Raw genomic sequence first — 15,576 nt, forward strand, 5'->3', positions numbered from 1 at the left:
CGCCGCTTTTCCTCCCGGCGACGATTGCGATTTCGATGTTTGACGCGCTGATATCCCTTTCCAATCTCGGCATGCTGTCGCTGGAGCCGCCCGGCTGGGGCGGCGTGCTGCTCGACGGCTTTCTCGTCTCGATCCAAATCGCCATCGGCGGATTCGGGCTCGGCGTGCTGATCGGCGCGCTCGGCGCCTCCGGCAAGCTCTATGGCGGGCTCGTGACCCGGGACTTCTTGGAAGTCTACACCACGCTGGTGCGCGCCATTCCCGAACTCATCCTGATCCTGCTGCTCTATTACGCCGGCACGGATCTCGTGAACCAGGCGCTGACCGCATTCGGCGGCAGCCCGATCGACATCAACGGGCTCGTCGCCGGCATCGTGGTGATCGGCTTCGTCCAGGGCGCATATTCCACGGAAGTCATTCGCGGGGCGATCAAATCCATTCCGCCGGGACAGATCGAAGCGGCGCGCGCCTATGGCATGGGGCCGCTGAAGATCTTCCGCCGCATCATCCTGCCGGCCATGCTGCCCTATGCGCTGCCGGGGCTCGGCAATCTCTGGATGATCGCCACCAAGGACACTGCTCTCCTCGCCGTGGTGGGCTTCACCGAACTCACGCTCGCCACAAGGCAGGCTGCCGGCGCCACCAAGGCCTATATGACCTTCTTCCTTGCGGCCGGCGCGCTCTATCTCACGCTCAGCATCGTCTCCAGCCTCATCATCCGGGCGCTCGACGCGCATTTCCGCCGCGGCATTGCGAGGCCGTCATGAGTACGGTCACACCCCTCGCAAAACCCGGCTTCTGGATGCCGCACCGCATCGTCATGGCGGCGCTGTTCATAGCGCTCATCGCATCGGCGGCGATGCTGATGCGTTGGGACTGGCTGCCGCGCTACATTCCGCTGCTTGGCCAGGGCATTTTGCGCACGCTCGCCATGCTGTTTTCCTCGGCGATCATTGGGTTCTTCTTCGCGATTTTTCTTGGGATCGCCCAGGTCGCGGGCCCTCTGCCGATCCGTTGGCTTGCCTCCGGCTTCTGCGGAGTCATTCGCGGCACGCCCCTGCTTCTCCAGCTCTGGCTCATCTACTACGGGCTCGGCTCTCTTTTCGCGCAATATCCGGAAATCCGCCAATCCTTCCTCTGGCCCTATCTCCGACAGGGCTGGCCTTACGGATTCACCGCGCTGATGATTTCATTCGCCGCCTATGAAGGCGAGGTGATGCGCGGGGCCTTCGCCGGCGTGCCCAAAGGCGAGATCGAAGCGGCCAAGGCTTATGGGATGAGTCCGTTCACGCTGTTTCGCCGCATCTGGCTGCCGCGCGCCGTACAACGAGCGCTGCCGACGCTCTCGGGCGAAACGGTGTTGCAGCTGAAATCGACGCCGCTGGTGGCGACGATCACGGTGATCGATGTCTATGGCGTGATTTCGAAAGTACGGCAGGAGACTTACCTCACCTATGAACCGCTGCTGCTGCTCGCCGGGATCTATGTCTGCCTGACCGGATTGCTGGTGGTGACGTTCCGCTATCTCGAGAACAAGATCCCGGTCAAGGGCTGACCGCTGGCCAAGCACTGGCCACAAAGGTCATCTATCGAAACTCTTTAGGAAATAACCTCCCCCTCCCGGCAGAGCCGGAAGGGGGAGTTCGGGCTTTCGCCGAGTGGGCGTCTCGACCCTCCGAACCCCGCATCGGAGGGGAGACGCACCGACTGCCAAGCCATCGGCGAAAGCCTTGACCGAATGGGTCAGGCAGGGGACGCCGCGATCGGGCGTCCCGTGCTTTTGTTGTCAGGCCGCCTTTTCGAGCGACGACATCGGCTTCAGGATGCTCATCAGCGCGCCATAGGGCAGGAGCATGAAAAGCGCGACCAGCATCTTCACCGTGAGGTCGCCCAGCGCCCAGGAAATCCAACGCGGCGCCTCCATCGTCATCACGCCGAAGATCGGGGAGACGCCGAGGGCGAAGTCGTCATTGGGGCCGAGGAACGAGAAGAAGGCCGCAAAGGACAGGCTGAAGAACAGGGCCGTGTCGAGCACCGAGCCGAACAGCGACGCCATCAGCGGCGCGCGCCACCAGGACATGCGGCGAAGCCGGTTGAACACGCTGATATCCAGCATCTGGCCGCAGAAGAAGGCAACGCCGGAGGCGATGGCGATGCGCGGCGCAGAGAACCACCAGGACAACGTGACGCCGACCACGAAACCGGCGATGACCACCACACGGGCGTATTTCGGCCCGAACTGGCGATTGGTCAGATCGGTAATGAGGAAAGCCACCGGATAGGTGAAGGCGCCCCAGGTCAGCAGGTCGGCGAGGTTTACGCCGAACAGCGTCCCAGCCAGCGGATACTGGACGAGGATGTTGGAGGCGACGACCACGAGGGTCATCAGAATGACATAGACAGACGTATAGCGTTGAGCCTGCATTTTTTTATCCTGGGTGATGCCACCAGTTGGAGGACGGATCTGGATCGATAAAGCACAAAAAGAAAGGGCCTAAACGACGCCGTTCAAGCCCTCATCTCATGCATGCGCAGCCTGAAATCAGGCGGCAGCCTTCTTGGCGATCTGGCGCTTCAGCAGGCGGGCGCGAACGGACAGTTCGCCTTCGTCGGCCTTGGCGAGAAACGCATCGAGACCACCGCGATGTTCGACCGAGCGGAGAGCTGCGGCGGACACGCGAAGACGGAAACGCTGGCCGAGCGCGTCGGAAATCAGCGTGACGCTGCACAGGTTCGGCAGGAACCGGCGCTTGGTCTTGTTGTTCGCATGGCTAACATTGTTTCCCGACTGGACGGCCTTGCCGGTCAATTCGCAACAACGGGACATGATATCACCTATTCTTTTTCGAGCCCTACGACATGACTTTCCGGCCCGATAGTCGGGCCCGCGCGCCGCCGGCCTGTTTTGGAAGTTGCGGTTCCATAGAGAGATGGCGCGGGCCTGTCAAGCCAAAGCAAGCGAAAGAGGCAAAAATCTCGACTCGCGGGACCCGAAACCCCGCTCACTGAACAGCGTAGAAAAACCACATTGACCGCCTAACCGGTCTCGCAAATGATCGTGACCGCCATGCAGAATCGCTTTTTCCGTCTTTTCGTCTCCGCCTTGATCGCCGCGGGCGCATCCGTCGCGCGCGCAGAAGATCCCGTCAACACGGCCGAATTCAGCATCGCGCTCTCCGGCCTGCCGATCGCGAGGGCCGAATTCATCACGACGCTGCGCGACAAGCGCTACGAAGTCTCCGCCGCGCTCAGAACCACCGGGCTCGCCCGTTTCATCACCAACACCAGAGCCAGGATCAAGGTCGACGGCCTTGCGGGTCGCAAGAGCTGGCGGCCGCGCGACTTCTCCTTCCATTACGATTACGGCCGCCGGTCGCGATCCTTCCAGACCCGCTTTCTGCATGATCAGGTGACCTCGTCCACGATCACGCCCAAACCCGACTACAGCAAACGCAAGAATTGGGTGCCGACCCGGCCAGAAGATCTTCGCAACGTCACCGACCCCGTGACCGCGCTCATCGTTCCCGCCGCGAGCGAGCCCTGCCGCGCCATGGTCGGTGTGTTCGACGGGGAGGCGCGAATGAATTTGCGCCTTTCCCCAAAACGGACCGACAGGTTCAAAGCGGCCGGTTACGACGGCGAGGTCACCGTCTGCTCGATCCGCTACGAGCCGGTGTCGGGCCATCGCCGCAAGAGCAAGGACATCGATTACATCAAGCAGCTCGCCAATATCGAAATCTGGTTTGCGAAGTCGGCCAAGCTCGATGTATATGCGCCTGTCTATCTCGCCGTGCCGACGAAATATGGGGTGATCAGCATCACCGCCACGCGTTTCGAAGGATAGCGGCCGCTTCCGGGGGCTTTGAATGACTCGCGCCACGCTGATCGGTTTTTCCGCCATCCTGATGTGGTCGCTGCTGGCGCTGATGACCGCCGCCTCCGGCAAGATGCCGCCCTTCCAGATGAGCGCCGTGTGCTTCGCCATCGGCGCCCTGCCCGGTCTGCTGCTGTTCGCGGTCAAGCCGGAGCGGATGAAACTGCTGCGCCAACCCGCGCCTGTCTGGATCCTCGGCATTGTCGGGCTGTTCGGCTATCACTTTCTCTACTTCACCGCGCTGCGCAACGCGCCGGCCGCCGACGCCAGCATGATCGCCTATCTCTGGCCGCTGTTCATCGTGCTCGGCTCGGCTATGCTGCCGGGCGAGAAACTGAAGGCGGCCCACATTCTCGGCGCGCTGGCGGGGCTGGCGGGCGCGGGTCTGATCGTCTCGGCGCGCTCCACGGAAGGGGCGTCCGCCTTCAGCGAAGGGCAGCTGATGATCGGGTATGGCGCGGCCCTCGCCTGCGCCTTTTTCTGGTCGGGCTATTCGCTGATCAGCCGCAAATTCGGCTCGGCGCCGACCGACGTCGTCACCGGCTTCTGCCTGGCGACATCGCTTCTGTCGCTCGTCTGCCATCTGACGCTCGAGACGACGGTCTGGCCGGACACGGCGACGGAATGGCTGGCGATCGCAGGTCTGGGGCTGCTGCCGGTGGGCGCCGCCTTCTACACCTGGGATTACGGGGTGAAAAAGGGCAATATCCAGATCCTCGGCGTCGCAAGCTATTCGGCGCCTGTGCTTTCCACCCTCGTCCTGATCGTCGCTGGCTTCACCGAACCATCTTGGCGTATTTTGATCGCCTGCCTGCTGGTGACCGGCGGGGCGCTGATCGCCGTGTCGGGATCGCTGCTCGGCAAGAAGCAGCCGGCCTGAGACATGACGCCGGTCTTCCGCTTCGCGCCCAGTCCGAACGGAGAACTGCATCTCGGCCATGCGCTGTCGGCCATCCTCAATCACGACATGGCGCGTGAGACGAGCGGCCGGTTTCTGCTCCGCATCGAGGATATCGACCCGCAGCGTTGCCGGCCGGAATTTGAAGCGCAGATCTTCGAGGACCTGCGCTGGCTGGGGCTCAACTGGGAAGAACCGGTTCGCCGGCAATCCGAGCATGTCGACGTCTATCGTGACGCTTTGAAAAAGCTGCGCGGCATGGGACTCGTCTATCCCGCCTTCCTATCCCGCGCCGAGGTCAAGCGCCGGGTCGCGGAGGCGGAAGAGCGAGGCGATGACTGGCCCCGCGACCCTGACGGCACGCCGCTTTATCCGACCGAGGAGCGAGAGCTCGATTCGGCGCTCGCCGCGTCGCGCCTCAAAGCCGGCGATCGGCATCTCTGGCGGCTCAATATGGACCGGGCTCTGGAGCATCTGGGATCGGAGAGGCTGGATTGGCTCGAGACCGGGCACGCTGCGCCCGAACGCATCCCCGCCCATCCCTCTCTCTGGGGAGACGTGGCGCTGTGGCGCTGGGACGCGCCGTCGAGCTATCATCTCTCAGTGGTGGTGGACGACGCGCTGCAGGGCGTGACGCATGTGGTGCGCGGCCGCGATCTCTATTGGTCGACACCGGTTCACAGGCTGCTGCAACGCCTGCTCGATCTGCCCCAGCCGACCTATCTGCATCATCGGCTGCTCACCGACGAGAGCGGCCAGAAACTATCGAAGAGCCTGCGATCGACCGGGCTACGTGCGCTCAGGCAGGCGGGTGAGACGCCCTCAGACATCCGCCGCCGGATCGGGCTCTGAAGTGGGAGAACCGCTGATGCTGCGTTTGATCAGCCGGCGGACGCGATATTTCATCAGCGCCGCGTTGATCTCCGCGCCCAGCATCAGGATCACGCCGAGCATATAGAGAAACACCAGCGCGATCATGATCGAAGCCAGACCGGCATAGGTCGCGGCGTAATTGGCGAAGGTGGAGAGATAATAGCCGAAGACCTGGGCCGCCGCATACCAGGCGATGATCGTTAGCACGATGCCGGGCAGCACGTCGAGAAAACTGCGCTTGCCGGCCGGCAGGAAGAGATGGGCGACGAAGAGCACGATCAGGATCGTGGCGAGCGCGCCCCAGACGCTCCAATTGTCGATCAGCGTCATCAGATCCGAGGCGATGGGAATGAAGCGGCCGGCGAAATGCACGGCGAGCGGCGCCGCCACCAGAAAGGCCGACAGCAGAACGAGCGCCATCACCGCCGCCAGCACGTAACCCAGACTGATCATGCGGGTGATGTACCAGCGACGGGGATCATAGACGCGATAGGCGCGGTTCATGGAGATGCGCAGCGCCTCGACGCCGTTGGAGGCGAAGTAGAAGGCGGCAAGAACAGAGATGGTCAACAGCCCGCCGCGCGGGATGGTCAGCACCTGCACGACTTCCTTTGAAATCGGCTCGGCGATCAGAGCCGGCAGATTGTCGAAGATCAGATGCACGGCGGTTTCGGAAAATTCGTCCGCCCCCAGAAAAGATGCGAGCGTCGCCCCGAAAATCAGAAACGGGAAAATCGCGAGCAGCGCCGACAGGGCCACGTGACTGGCCATGGCCCAGCCGTCATCCTCGCTGAAATGCCAGAAGGCGTCGAACCCTACTTTCCAGGCCAGTCTTACGGCTGCCGGCATTCGATCTCCACGTCTTTTCTCCCGGGCGTAAAGCGAATATGGGAAGGCGAGGCTCCTTTGTACAGGAAAAGCGTCGAAATGACTGAAAAGCCTAGCATCATCGTCACGGGCGCCTCGAGCGGCATCGGCGCCTATTGCGCCCGCGCCCTGAAAACCGAGGGATGGCGGGTCTTTGCGACCGTCCGTAAAGAAGAAGATCGCACGAGTCTCGAGGCCGATGGCGTCGAGACCTTCCTGATGGATTACACGCAAGTCGACACGATCGACGCTCTGGTGGGCGATGTGCTGGCGCGAACCGGTGGAACGCTGGATGCGCTGTTCAACAACGGAGCCTATGGTCAACCGGGCGCGGTCGAGGATTTGACCACCGAGGTGCTGAGGCGACAATTCGACGCGAATTTCTTCGGCTGGCACGAACTGACGCGTCGCGTGATCCCGGTCATGCGCCGCCAGGGCCACGGCCGCATCGTGCAATGCTCCTCCATCCTCGGTCTGGTCCCCTATCCCTGGCGCGGGGCCTACAATGCCTCCAAGCACGCGTTGGAAGCACTGTCGCTGACCATGGCGATGGAGCTTTACGGCTCCGGCATCCATGTTTCGCTTCTGGAACCCGGCCCGATCGAATCACGTTTCACCGCCAATGCGCTCGCTCATGTCGAGGCCAATATTGATCTCGAAGGGTCCGTTCATCGTAAGGAATACGAGAGGCAGTTGGCCCGTCTGAGAGGCGAGCGAACCGGCATGAAGGGTAAGCTCGGCCCCGACGCCGTCTATCGGGATCTGCGCCACGCCTTGACGTCGCCGCGGCCGAAGCCGCATTATGTCATCACACGACCGGCCAGGCAGGGCGTTCTGCTGAAACGGCTTCTGCCGGCGGGGCTGTTTTACAAACTGCTGGCCCGGCTGGGTTAAGATTGGATTTTCGATGGGCACAGTCACCTATTTCGCCGCCATCGTCGTCATGTTCCTCGTTGTCGTCGTGCTCGGGCGCGGCCTCTACAACATGATGGTGGGCGGCAACGGCAACACCTCCAATAAGCTGATGCAGTTGCGCATCGTGCTGCAGGCGATCGCGGTGGCGCTGATCATGCTGACGCTGTGGCTGACCGGTGGCGGTCGCTCCTGACATGGTGAAGCTCAACAAGATCTATACCCGCACCGGCGACGACGGCACGACGGGGCTGGCCATCGGCCCGCGGCGGCTGAAATCCGACCTGCGCATCGAGGCCTTCGGCGCGATCGACGAGACCAATTCCGCCATTGGGCTGGCCATTCTTCATTGCGCTGAACGCGTCGAACTGGCAGCCGCGCTCCGCCGCATCCAGAACGACCTCTTCGATCTCGGCGCGGATCTGGCCACGCCCGAGACCGGCGAACCGCTGGCCTGGGAGCCGCTGCGCATCCTGCCCGCCCAGGTCGCCTGGCTGGAGGGCGAGATCGACCGGCTCAATGACGGGCTGACGCCGCTCAACTCCTTCATCCTGCCGGGCGGATCGGCGCTGTCGGCCCATCTGCACATGGCCCGCACCATCGCGCGCCGGGCCGAGCGGGTGATGGTGGCGCTGCGCGACGGCCAGCAGGAGATCGTCAATGCGGAAGCGCTGAAATATGTCAACCGGCTGTCGGATTACCTGTTCGTGGCCTCCCGCCACGCCAATCAGGACGGGCGCGACGATATTCTCTGGGTTCCCGGCAAGAACAGGTAAGGGCTGATCAGGCGCATGTTCGTTCCCATCTATGACGTCAATGCGCTCAAACATATCCGCCTGCAATATGTGACGCTTGCGCTGATCGCGCTCAACACCATCGTGTGGCTCGCGACCGGATTTCTGGCGACCGAGGATTTTGCGGCGGAGGCTTCGCTCGGCCTCGGCTTCATCCCGGCTCTCATCCATGACTATGCGGTGCTCGACGCAGACCTCAAGATCGCGCCCGAGGGCGCGACCTACATAACCTACGCCTTCCTGCATGGCTCCTTCATGCATCTGGCCAGCAATATGCTGTTTCTCTGGGTGTTCGGCGACAATGTCGAGGACGCCATGGGGCATGTGCGCTTCATCCTCTTCTATCTGCTGTGCGCCGCCGCCGGCGCCTGGCTGCACGGGATGGTGCTGCCGCAATCGGACGGGCCGCTGATCGGCGCTTCTGGGGCGATCTCGGGCGTCGTCGCCTCCTACTTCTTCCTGCATCCGCGCGTCCGGGTCTGGGTGCTGATTCTCTGGCGCTTCCCTCTGCCGCTGCCGGCCTTCATTCCGCTGATCTTCTGGATCGGCCAGCAATTCTACATGCTCCTGGTCGATGCTGACGGATCGGTGTCCTGGGCGGCCCATGTCGGCGGCATCATCGCCGGCATCGTGCTGACACCGCTGCTCAAGCGGCGGGAAACACCGCTTTTGGACAGGCAGATCGTCAAGCCCGCCGGCGTGGAACTCGCGAACGACGAAAAAACGCCGCCGGGCGACGACACGCCGCGCTGGGGTCGCGGATAAAATCGATTTGGTCCCGAGATCGCGCTGTTGACGCTCCTGCAGGCCGCCTATATTCCCATTGCGACATCTGTTTCGGACGGCTCGCCAGCCTCTTCCGCCTCGCGAATGGCAGAATCGTGCTGGAAACTGACGCCGATAGACAAATGAACCGGGCGAAGATGGCGCATTTTCGCCAGCAGAGCTGAATAGGAAGGGAACCCATGAAAATCCTCGTGACCGTCAAGCGCGTGGTCGATTACAACGTCAAGATCCGGGTGAAAGCCGATGGTTCGGGCGTCGAACTCGCCAATGTGAAGATGTCGATGAATCCCTTCGACGAAATCTCCGTCGAGGAAGCGCTGCGTCTCAAGGAAGCCGGCAAGGCGAGCGAAGTCGTCGTCGTCTCCGTGGGTCCGGCCAAGGCCGAGGAAACCCTGCGCACGGCGCTGGCCATGGGCGCAGACCGCGCAATCCTCGTCGAGACCGACGCGGAAATCGAGCCGCTGGCCGTCGCCAAGATCGTCAAGGGCGTGGCGGAAGCCGAACAGCCGGGTCTGGTGATCGTCGGCAAGCAGGCGATCGACGACGATTCCAACCAGACCGGCCAGATGCTGTCGGCGCTGCTCGGCTGGCCGCAGGCGACTTTCGCCTCCAAGGTCGAGATCAAGGACGGCTCCGCCGACATCACCCGTGAAGTCGACGGCGGCCTGCAGACCATCAATGTCAAGCTGCCGGCCGTGGTGACCTCGGATCTCCGCCTCAACGAGCCGCGCTACGCCTCGCTGCCCAACATCATGAAGGCCAAGAAGAAGCCGCTCGACAAGAAGAGCCCGGCCGACTTCGGCGTCGACATCGCGCCGCGCCTGAAGGTCGTCAAGACCGAAGAGCCGGGCGGCCGCAAGGCGGGCGTCAAGGTCAAGACCGTCGCCGAGCTGGTCGAAAAGCTCAAGACCGAAGCCGGCGTTCTCTAATTCCAGGAAAGGGACAAGACAGATGGCAATCCTTCTTCTCGCCGATCACGACAATTCCACCCTTTCCGATCAGACCGCCAAGGCGCTGACCGCGGCCGCCCAGATCGGCGGCGACGTGCATGTGCTGGTCGCCGGCAAGGGTGTTTCCTCCGTGGCCGAACAGGCCGCCAAGCTCGCCGGCGTCGCCAAGGTGCTGACCGCCGACGGCGACGACTACGCCCATCAGCTGGCCGAGCCGCTGGCCGCGCTGATCGTGTCGCTGGCTCCTGCCTATGACGTGATCCTGTCGGCCGCCACCGCGACCGGCAAGAACGTCTCGCCGCGCGTGGCCGCGCTGCTGGACGTCGCCCAGGTGTCGGAAATCATCGAAGTGGTTTCCGCAGACACGTTCAAGCGCCCGATCTATGCCGGCAACGCGATCCAGACCGTGCAGTCGACCGACGCTAAAAAGGTGATCACGGTCCGCACCGCGGGCTTCGCCGCAGCTTCCGAAGGCGGCTCCGCCGCGGTCGAAGCGGTGGCCGGCGCCGGCAATCCCGGTATCTCCAGCCACGTCGCCGACGCGCTGTCGTCGTCGGACCGTCCGGAATTGACCTCGGCCAAGATCATCGTGTCGGGCGGCCGCGCCGTCGGTTCTGCCGAGAAGTTCCGGGAAGTCATCCTGCCCGTGGCCGACAAGCTCGGCGCGGCCGTCGGCGCGTCGCGCGCCGCCGTGGACGCCGGCTACGCGCCGAACGACTGGCAGGTCGGCCAGACCGGCAAGGTCGTGGCTCCGCAGCTCTACATCGCCTGCGGCATTTCCGGCGCCATCCAGCATCTCGCCGGCATGAAGGACTCCAAGATCATCGTCGCGATCAACAAGGACGAGGAAGCGCCGATCTTCCAGGTTGCCGACTATGGCTTGGTCGGCGACATCTTCGAGATCCTGCCGGAACTCGAAAAGGCGCTCTGATCGCCGCGACCCGCTTCTTCGCACCTGCAAAAAACGCTGGCGCGGGGAGCATAAGGGAAGTATCAAAATGGCCGGGCTTGCGAAAGCAGCGCCGGCCATTATGATGTTTGAGGGCCGCGTGTCCCAGGGATAGACAAGACTTCATAAAAAGCGGAAACGGACAGGACAATGGGCAGTGAAATCAAGTCTGTAGGCGTCATCGGGGCTGGCCAGATGGGCTGCGGCATCGCGCAGGTGTCGGCAGCTTCCGGCTACCAGGTGCAGATCTACGACCTGTCGCCCGACCGCATCGAGGCGGGCCTGGCCACCATCAACGGCAATCTGGCGCGCCAGGTGGCCAATGGCAAGATGAGCGAGGAGCAGCGCAAGGCGGCGCTATCTCGCATTTCCGGCTCCGCCGACCTCAACGATCTGGCCTCGGCCGATATCGTCATCGAGGCGGCGACGGAAGACGAAGCCGTCAAGCGCAAGATCTATTCCTCGGTCTGTCCGGTTCTGAAGCCGGACGCCATTCTCGCCACCAACACCTCGTCGCTGTCGATCACCCGCCTCGCCTCGGCGTCGGACCGGCCGGAAAAATTCATGGGCATCCATTTCATGAATCCGGTGCCGGTGATGAAGCTGGTGGAGCTGGTGCGCGGCATCGCCACGGACGAGGCGACGTTCAAATCCGCCCGCGCCTTCGTGACCACGCTCGAGAAGGAAATCACCGTCGCCGAGGATTTTCCGGCCTTCATCGTCAATCGCATCCTGCTGCCGATGATCAACGAGGCGATCTACACGCTCTATGAAGGCGTCGGCTCGGTGGACGCCATCGACACCGCCATGAAGCTGGGCGCCAACCATCCGATGGGTCCGCTGCAGCTCGCCGATTTCATCGGCCTCGATACATGTCTCTCGATCATGCAGGTTCTGCATGACGGCCTGGCCGACAGCAAATACCGCCCCTGCCCGCTCCTGGTGAAATATGTCGAGGCCGGCTGGCTTGGCCGCAAATCCGGCCGCGGCTTCTACGATTATCGCGGCGAGGTTCCGGTTCCGACGCGCTGAGCCGGCGTCTCGGGCATCTTCGAACGGTCGGCGTCCGCCGGCCGTTTTTTGTTGCGCCGGTTCTTAAAATCATACAATTTCCGGCGCCACGGGAATGGGTCAGGGGAGACATATGGCCAAGGTGGAAGATTTCGGCGTCGACGCGCAGCGCGCGACGGTAAAGCGCATCACGCTCACCGGCGGCGGCCTGACGGCCAAGGTGCTGACCTGGGGCGCGGTCGTCCAGGATCTCCGGCTTGACGGGCATGCGCCGCCGCTGGCGCTCGGCTTCGAGACGATGGAGCCCTACCTCATGCATTCGCCGTTTTTCGGCGCCACGCCCGGCCGCAACGCCAACCGCATCGCCAAGGGACGCTTCACCCTCGATGGCCAGGATTACCAGCTCGAATGCAACGAGCGGGGCGTCACCCATCTGCATGGCGGATCGGATGGTCTCGGCGTCAGCAATTGGACGATTGATGATGCCGGCGACGATTTCGTGCGTCTTTCCATCATCGACACCGACGGGCGCGCCGGCTATCCCGGCAATTGCAGCGTCACCTGCACCTATACACTGTCGGACACAGGCGTTCTCAATGTCCTCTATGAGAGCCGGACGGACAAAGCCACCATCGCCAATGTCTGCCAGCATAGCTATTTCAATCTCGACGGCCTGCCGACGACCGCCGAGCACGAGTTGATGATCAAGGCCGACGCCTATCTGCCGACCGATGACGAGCAGATTCCCGCCGGCGGTCCGCGAGACGTGACGGGAACCCTGTTCGATTTCCGCGAGACGGCGTCGGTCGTGCGGCATGACGCGGATGGAGCCCAGCTCTTGCTGGACCATAATTTCTGCCTGTCTCCCGAGCGGACCGACAAGCGACACGTGGCGCGCCTGTCCAGCAAGGTGTCGGGCGTCGTCATGGATGTGCTGACCACCGAGCCGGGCGTTCAGGTCTATGCCGGCTTCAAGATGGATGTGCAGGTCCCCGGCCTCGAAGGCCGTCGCTACGGTCCTTTCGGAGGAATGTGTCTGGAAACGCAGATCTGGCCCGACGCCATCAACCAGAGCGGCTTCCCGAACGCGGTGTTGCGTCCGGGCGAGGTGTTGCGGCAAGAGACCGACTACGTGTTCTCGCGCGCGCTGATACACACATAAATTCCCATGGGATGATGGAACAGGAAGGCTCCCCGGCAGTTTAGCAGAGGGAGTTTTTCGGGAACATCGCCATGACCACACCGCTTGCCTTGGACGGCTGCGCCGTCCTCGTCGTCGAGGACAATTATTTCGTCGCAGTGGATACGCAGCGCGCGCTGATCACGGCGGGCGCTGTCGTGTTCGGTCCGGCCGCCAACGAGCAGGACGCGATGCGGATACTGCATACGGTGTCGCCGACCTTCGCGGTGGTCGACGTCAATCTCGGCCAAGGCCCCTCCTTCCAGGTCGCAGAAGCGCTGGCGGATCGCGGCGTGCCCTTCATCTTCGTCACGGGCTATTCCGATCTCGAAGCGCCCGACCGGTTCAAGGATATCATCCGTATCGAAAAGCCTGCGCCGATGGAGAATATCGTCAGCGAGCTCCAGCGGATGAAGCAGGATATCCTGGCGCGCCCGAGCTGATCATCCGTTTATGGCGGGCACTTTCATCGCATAACAGCGCACGAGTTCCGCGACCGCGGGATCGAGATCCTGCGGACTCCATCCTGCCGCGAGGCCGGCTTCGATGAGGCGGGCTCTGATCGGCTGGAGATCGAGGAAGGCCGTATCGGCCTCCCGCACCAGATCGAGAAACAGCGCCTCGAGCGCTTCCTGACAATCGAGATCGCGATCCTTGTAAACACCATCAGCGCGCGGCGGACGTATCATCCGGTCTCCCCTTCCCTGCGCATGGACACGGGCCGCCAGAGTGCGACCATAACCGGAAACGCATCACCCGAGCATAGGTTCCGCGCTGTCATCAATTTTTCTAATTTAGATTGCAAACTGGCGAGATGTCCAGGAATTTTGGTGGAGCCAGGGAGGATCGAACTCCCGACCTCTACATTGCGAACGTAGCGCTCTCCCAGCTGAGCTATGACCCCACAGCGCCGGTTTGCATCGGCGCGTCCACGTCATAGCAATGCGTCACGCGAACTTCAACGATTTTCCGCGGTCTTTTAACCGCCCTGGACGCAAATCGCTTTCCCCACGCGCGACAAATTGACTGGGCGTGGATTTACGATAAGCAGGAGCCAGAGGTTTCATCAGAGGAGCGCATCGTGGCGGCGGCATTTGGAACATCGGGGCTCAGGGGCCCTGCGGTCGATTTTACTCCCGAGCTCTGCATCGCCTATATCTCGGCTTTCCTTGAACATGTGGACGCGACGACGTCCGACAAGACGGCCTATGTGGCCGCCGATCTGCGCGAATCCAGCCCGCGCATCGCCGGCCAGTGCCTCGCCGCCATCAAGGCCATGGGCTGGACCGCCGTCTGGGCCGGCAATGTGCCGACGCCGGCCGTCGCCGCCTACGCCATGGCGCGCAACGCGCCGGCGATCATGATCACCGGCAGCCACATCCCCGAAGCCTATAACGGCATCAAATTCTATCGGCCCGACGGCGAATTCCTGAAGGAAGACGAAGCGCCGGTGCGCGACCGCGCCGAAGCCATCATGGCGGAGGGCCGCTCCATCGAACCTGAGGCGCCCGGCGAGGCCTTCGATGCGGTGGCGGAAGATTACATTGCCCGCTATGCGAAATCTTTCGGCGCCGAGGCGCTGTCCGGCCTCAAGATCGGCGTGGATCTGCATTCCGCCGTGGGTCGGGACCTGACGGTCTCGATCCTGGAAAAACTCGGCGCTGAGGTCCACGCATTCCGGCGGATGGATCACTTCGTCGCGGTCGACACCGAGGCGCTCGATCCAGAGGATGTAGCTCGGGCTCGGACGCTGATCGGGGAGCATGGGCTCGACGGCGTGATTTCCACCGATGGTGACGGCGACCGGCCGCTGGTGATCGACGACGCCGGACGGCAGATCAACGGCGATGTGCTGGGCGTGCTGACGGCCAAGCTGATCAAAGCCAAGACGGTGGTGACGCCGCTGTCCTCGACCAGCGCCGTCGAGCAATCGGGTTGGTTCGAGACGGTCGATCGCACCCGCATCGGCTCGCCCTTCGTGGTGGCCGGCATGGCCAAGGCGGTGAGCCATCCGGTCGTGGGCTTCGAGGCCAATGGCGGCTTCCTTCTGGGCGACGACGTGACGCTCGCAGGCGGCGTGCTCGGCAAGCTGCCGACGCGAGACGCGATCCTGCCGGCGGTGGCGGCACTCGTGCTCGCCAAGAGCGAGGGTCGCAGCCTGTCGGCCCTGGTGGCGACGCTGCCGCCACGATTCATGAAGGCGGATCGCGTCAAAGAGGTTGCGCCCGACAAGGGCAAGGCGTTCCTGAAATCCGTGGAGACTTCCGTCGACTTCCGCGCAGGCTTCGACGCGCGCATCGCGACCCCCACGGAGATTTCGACGCTCGACGGCGTGCGCATGGCGTTTGCGAATGGCGATACGGTGCATTTCCGCCAGTCGGGCAATGCGCCGGAGATGCGCATCTATGTCGAAACGGGCTCGGCTGAGGCAACGGACCGGCTTCTCTCCGAACTGCTCGCCCGGCTGAAGGCGCGGTTCTGA

19 protein-coding genes and 1 tRNA gene are annotated in these 15,576 nt (G+C 63.0%); 15 read left to right on the plus strand and 5 right to left on the minus strand.

The window, feature by feature from the left end:
• The first annotated feature begins 35 nt into the window (after nt 1–35).
• Both OCK01_RS22290 and OCK01_RS22295 read left to right on the plus strand, forming a co-directional pair.
• Nucleotides 36–767 carry an ABC transporter permease gene (locus tag OCK01_RS22290; RefSeq protein ID WP_182827768.1) on the plus strand — a complete coding sequence of 244 codons (732 nt, stop codon included), beginning with the start codon at nt 36–38 and terminating at the stop codon, nt 765–767.
• Complete coding sequence (locus OCK01_RS22295; RefSeq protein WP_263825882.1) at nt 764–1,555, plus strand: ABC transporter permease; 792 nt, start codon at nt 764–766, stop codon at nt 1,553–1,555. Before OCK01_RS22290 ends, OCK01_RS22295 begins: the two co-directional genes overlap by 4 nt.
• Nucleotides 1,556–1,786: 231 nt before the next feature.
• Here OCK01_RS22295 and OCK01_RS22300 read toward each other — a convergent pair whose 3' ends face one another.
• Both OCK01_RS22300 and rpmB read right to left on the minus strand, forming a co-directional pair.
• Entirely contained in the window at nt 1,787–2,425 is a 639-nt protein-coding gene (locus tag OCK01_RS22300; protein WP_263825883.1) for a VUT family protein, read from the minus strand.
• Nucleotides 2,426–2,542: 117 nt separating this feature from the next.
• Nucleotides 2,543–2,827 carry a 50S ribosomal protein L28 gene (gene rpmB / locus OCK01_RS22305; protein ID WP_137153917.1) on the minus strand — a complete coding sequence of 95 codons (285 nt, stop codon included), beginning with the start codon at nt 2,825–2,827 and terminating at the stop codon, nt 2,543–2,545.
• Between the two features lie 240 nt (nt 2,828–3,067).
• On the opposite strand from rpmB, the gene OCK01_RS22310 reads away from it, so the two are divergent.
• From OCK01_RS22310 to gluQRS, 3 genes are read left to right on the plus strand one after another with little or no spacing between them, the layout of a single operon-like run.
• Nucleotides 3,068–3,844 (plus strand): DUF3108 domain-containing protein, encoded by a 777-nt coding sequence (locus OCK01_RS22310; RefSeq protein ID WP_263825884.1) that lies wholly within the window; start codon nt 3,068–3,070, stop codon nt 3,842–3,844.
• Nucleotides 3,845–3,866: 22 nt separating this feature from the next.
• Nucleotides 3,867–4,754: a DMT family transporter gene (locus OCK01_RS22315; protein WP_263825885.1), complete on the plus strand. Its 888-nt coding sequence runs from the start codon at nt 3,867–3,869 to the stop codon at nt 4,752–4,754.
• Nucleotides 4,755–4,757: 3 nt separating this feature from the next.
• Nucleotides 4,758–5,624: a tRNA glutamyl-Q(34) synthetase GluQRS gene (gene gluQRS / locus OCK01_RS22320; RefSeq protein WP_263825886.1), complete on the plus strand. Its 867-nt coding sequence runs from the start codon at nt 4,758–4,760 to the stop codon at nt 5,622–5,624.
• Here the strand turns inward: gluQRS and OCK01_RS22325 are convergent.
• Entirely contained in the window at nt 5,595–6,494 is a 900-nt protein-coding gene (locus OCK01_RS22325) for a YihY/virulence factor BrkB family protein (RefSeq protein ID WP_182827774.1), read from the minus strand. The two genes, gluQRS and OCK01_RS22325, sit on opposite strands and share 30 nt — an antisense overlap.
• 78 nt (nt 6,495–6,572) lie before the next feature.
• Here OCK01_RS22325 and OCK01_RS22330 point away from each other — a divergent pair, with 78 nt between their 5' ends.
• From OCK01_RS22330 to OCK01_RS22370, 9 genes are all read left to right on the plus strand, one after another.
• Nucleotides 6,573–7,406 (plus strand): SDR family oxidoreductase, encoded by an 834-nt coding sequence (locus OCK01_RS22330; RefSeq protein ID WP_263825887.1) that lies wholly within the window; start codon nt 6,573–6,575, stop codon nt 7,404–7,406.
• 13 nt (nt 7,407–7,419) lie between these two features.
• On the plus strand, nt 7,420–7,620 hold the full coding sequence (locus OCK01_RS22335) for a twin transmembrane helix small protein (RefSeq protein WP_263825888.1): 201 nt from the start codon (nt 7,420–7,422) through the stop codon (nt 7,618–7,620).
• A 1-nt stretch (nt 7,621) separates the two neighbouring features.
• On the plus strand, nt 7,622–8,200 hold the full coding sequence (locus tag OCK01_RS22340) for a cob(I)yrinic acid a,c-diamide adenosyltransferase (protein WP_263826004.1): 579 nt from the start codon (nt 7,622–7,624) through the stop codon (nt 8,198–8,200).
• A gap of 15 nt (nt 8,201–8,215) precedes the next feature.
• Nucleotides 8,216–8,983, plus strand: coding sequence for a rhomboid family intramembrane serine protease (locus OCK01_RS22345; protein ID WP_263825889.1), 768 nt, complete (start codon nt 8,216–8,218; stop codon nt 8,981–8,983).
• Between the two features lie 200 nt (nt 8,984–9,183).
• Nucleotides 9,184–9,933 carry an electron transfer flavoprotein subunit beta/FixA family protein gene (locus OCK01_RS22350; protein ID WP_263825890.1) on the plus strand — a complete coding sequence of 250 codons (750 nt, stop codon included), beginning with the start codon at nt 9,184–9,186 and terminating at the stop codon, nt 9,931–9,933.
• A 22-nt stretch (nt 9,934–9,955) separates the two neighbouring features.
• Nucleotides 9,956–10,885, plus strand: coding sequence for an electron transfer flavoprotein subunit alpha/FixB family protein (locus tag OCK01_RS22355; protein ID WP_263825891.1), 930 nt, complete (start codon nt 9,956–9,958; stop codon nt 10,883–10,885).
• Between the two features lie 168 nt (nt 10,886–11,053).
• Nucleotides 11,054–11,935: a 3-hydroxybutyryl-CoA dehydrogenase gene (locus tag OCK01_RS22360; protein WP_182827779.1), complete on the plus strand. Its 882-nt coding sequence runs from the start codon at nt 11,054–11,056 to the stop codon at nt 11,933–11,935.
• Nucleotides 11,936–12,047: 112 nt separating this feature from the next.
• Nucleotides 12,048–13,076, plus strand: coding sequence for an aldose epimerase family protein (locus OCK01_RS22365; protein WP_263825892.1), 1,029 nt, complete (start codon nt 12,048–12,050; stop codon nt 13,074–13,076).
• 71 nt (nt 13,077–13,147) lie between these two features.
• Entirely contained in the window at nt 13,148–13,537 is a 390-nt protein-coding gene (locus tag OCK01_RS22370) for a hypothetical protein (RefSeq protein WP_182827781.1), read from the plus strand.
• Here the strand turns inward: OCK01_RS22370 and OCK01_RS22375 are convergent, their stop codons facing one another.
• Nucleotides 13,538–13,783, minus strand: a complete 246-nt coding sequence (locus OCK01_RS22375; RefSeq protein WP_263825893.1) for a hypothetical protein — start codon at nt 13,781–13,783, stop codon at nt 13,538–13,540. It abuts the gene before it with no gap.
• Nucleotides 13,784–13,922: 139 nt separating this feature from the next.
• A tRNA-Ala gene (locus OCK01_RS22380) sits at nt 13,923–13,998 on the minus strand.
• 177 nt (nt 13,999–14,175) lie between these two features.
• Between OCK01_RS22380 and OCK01_RS22385 the strand changes: the two genes are divergently transcribed.
• Nucleotides 14,176–15,576 (plus strand): phosphomannomutase, encoded by a 1,401-nt coding sequence (locus OCK01_RS22385; protein WP_263825894.1) that lies wholly within the window; start codon nt 14,176–14,178, stop codon nt 15,574–15,576.

It is taken from the genome of Rhizobium sp. TRM95796 (assembly GCF_025779995.1).
Taxonomy (GTDB): Bacteria; Pseudomonadota; Alphaproteobacteria; order Rhizobiales; family Rhizobiaceae; genus Rhizobium_E.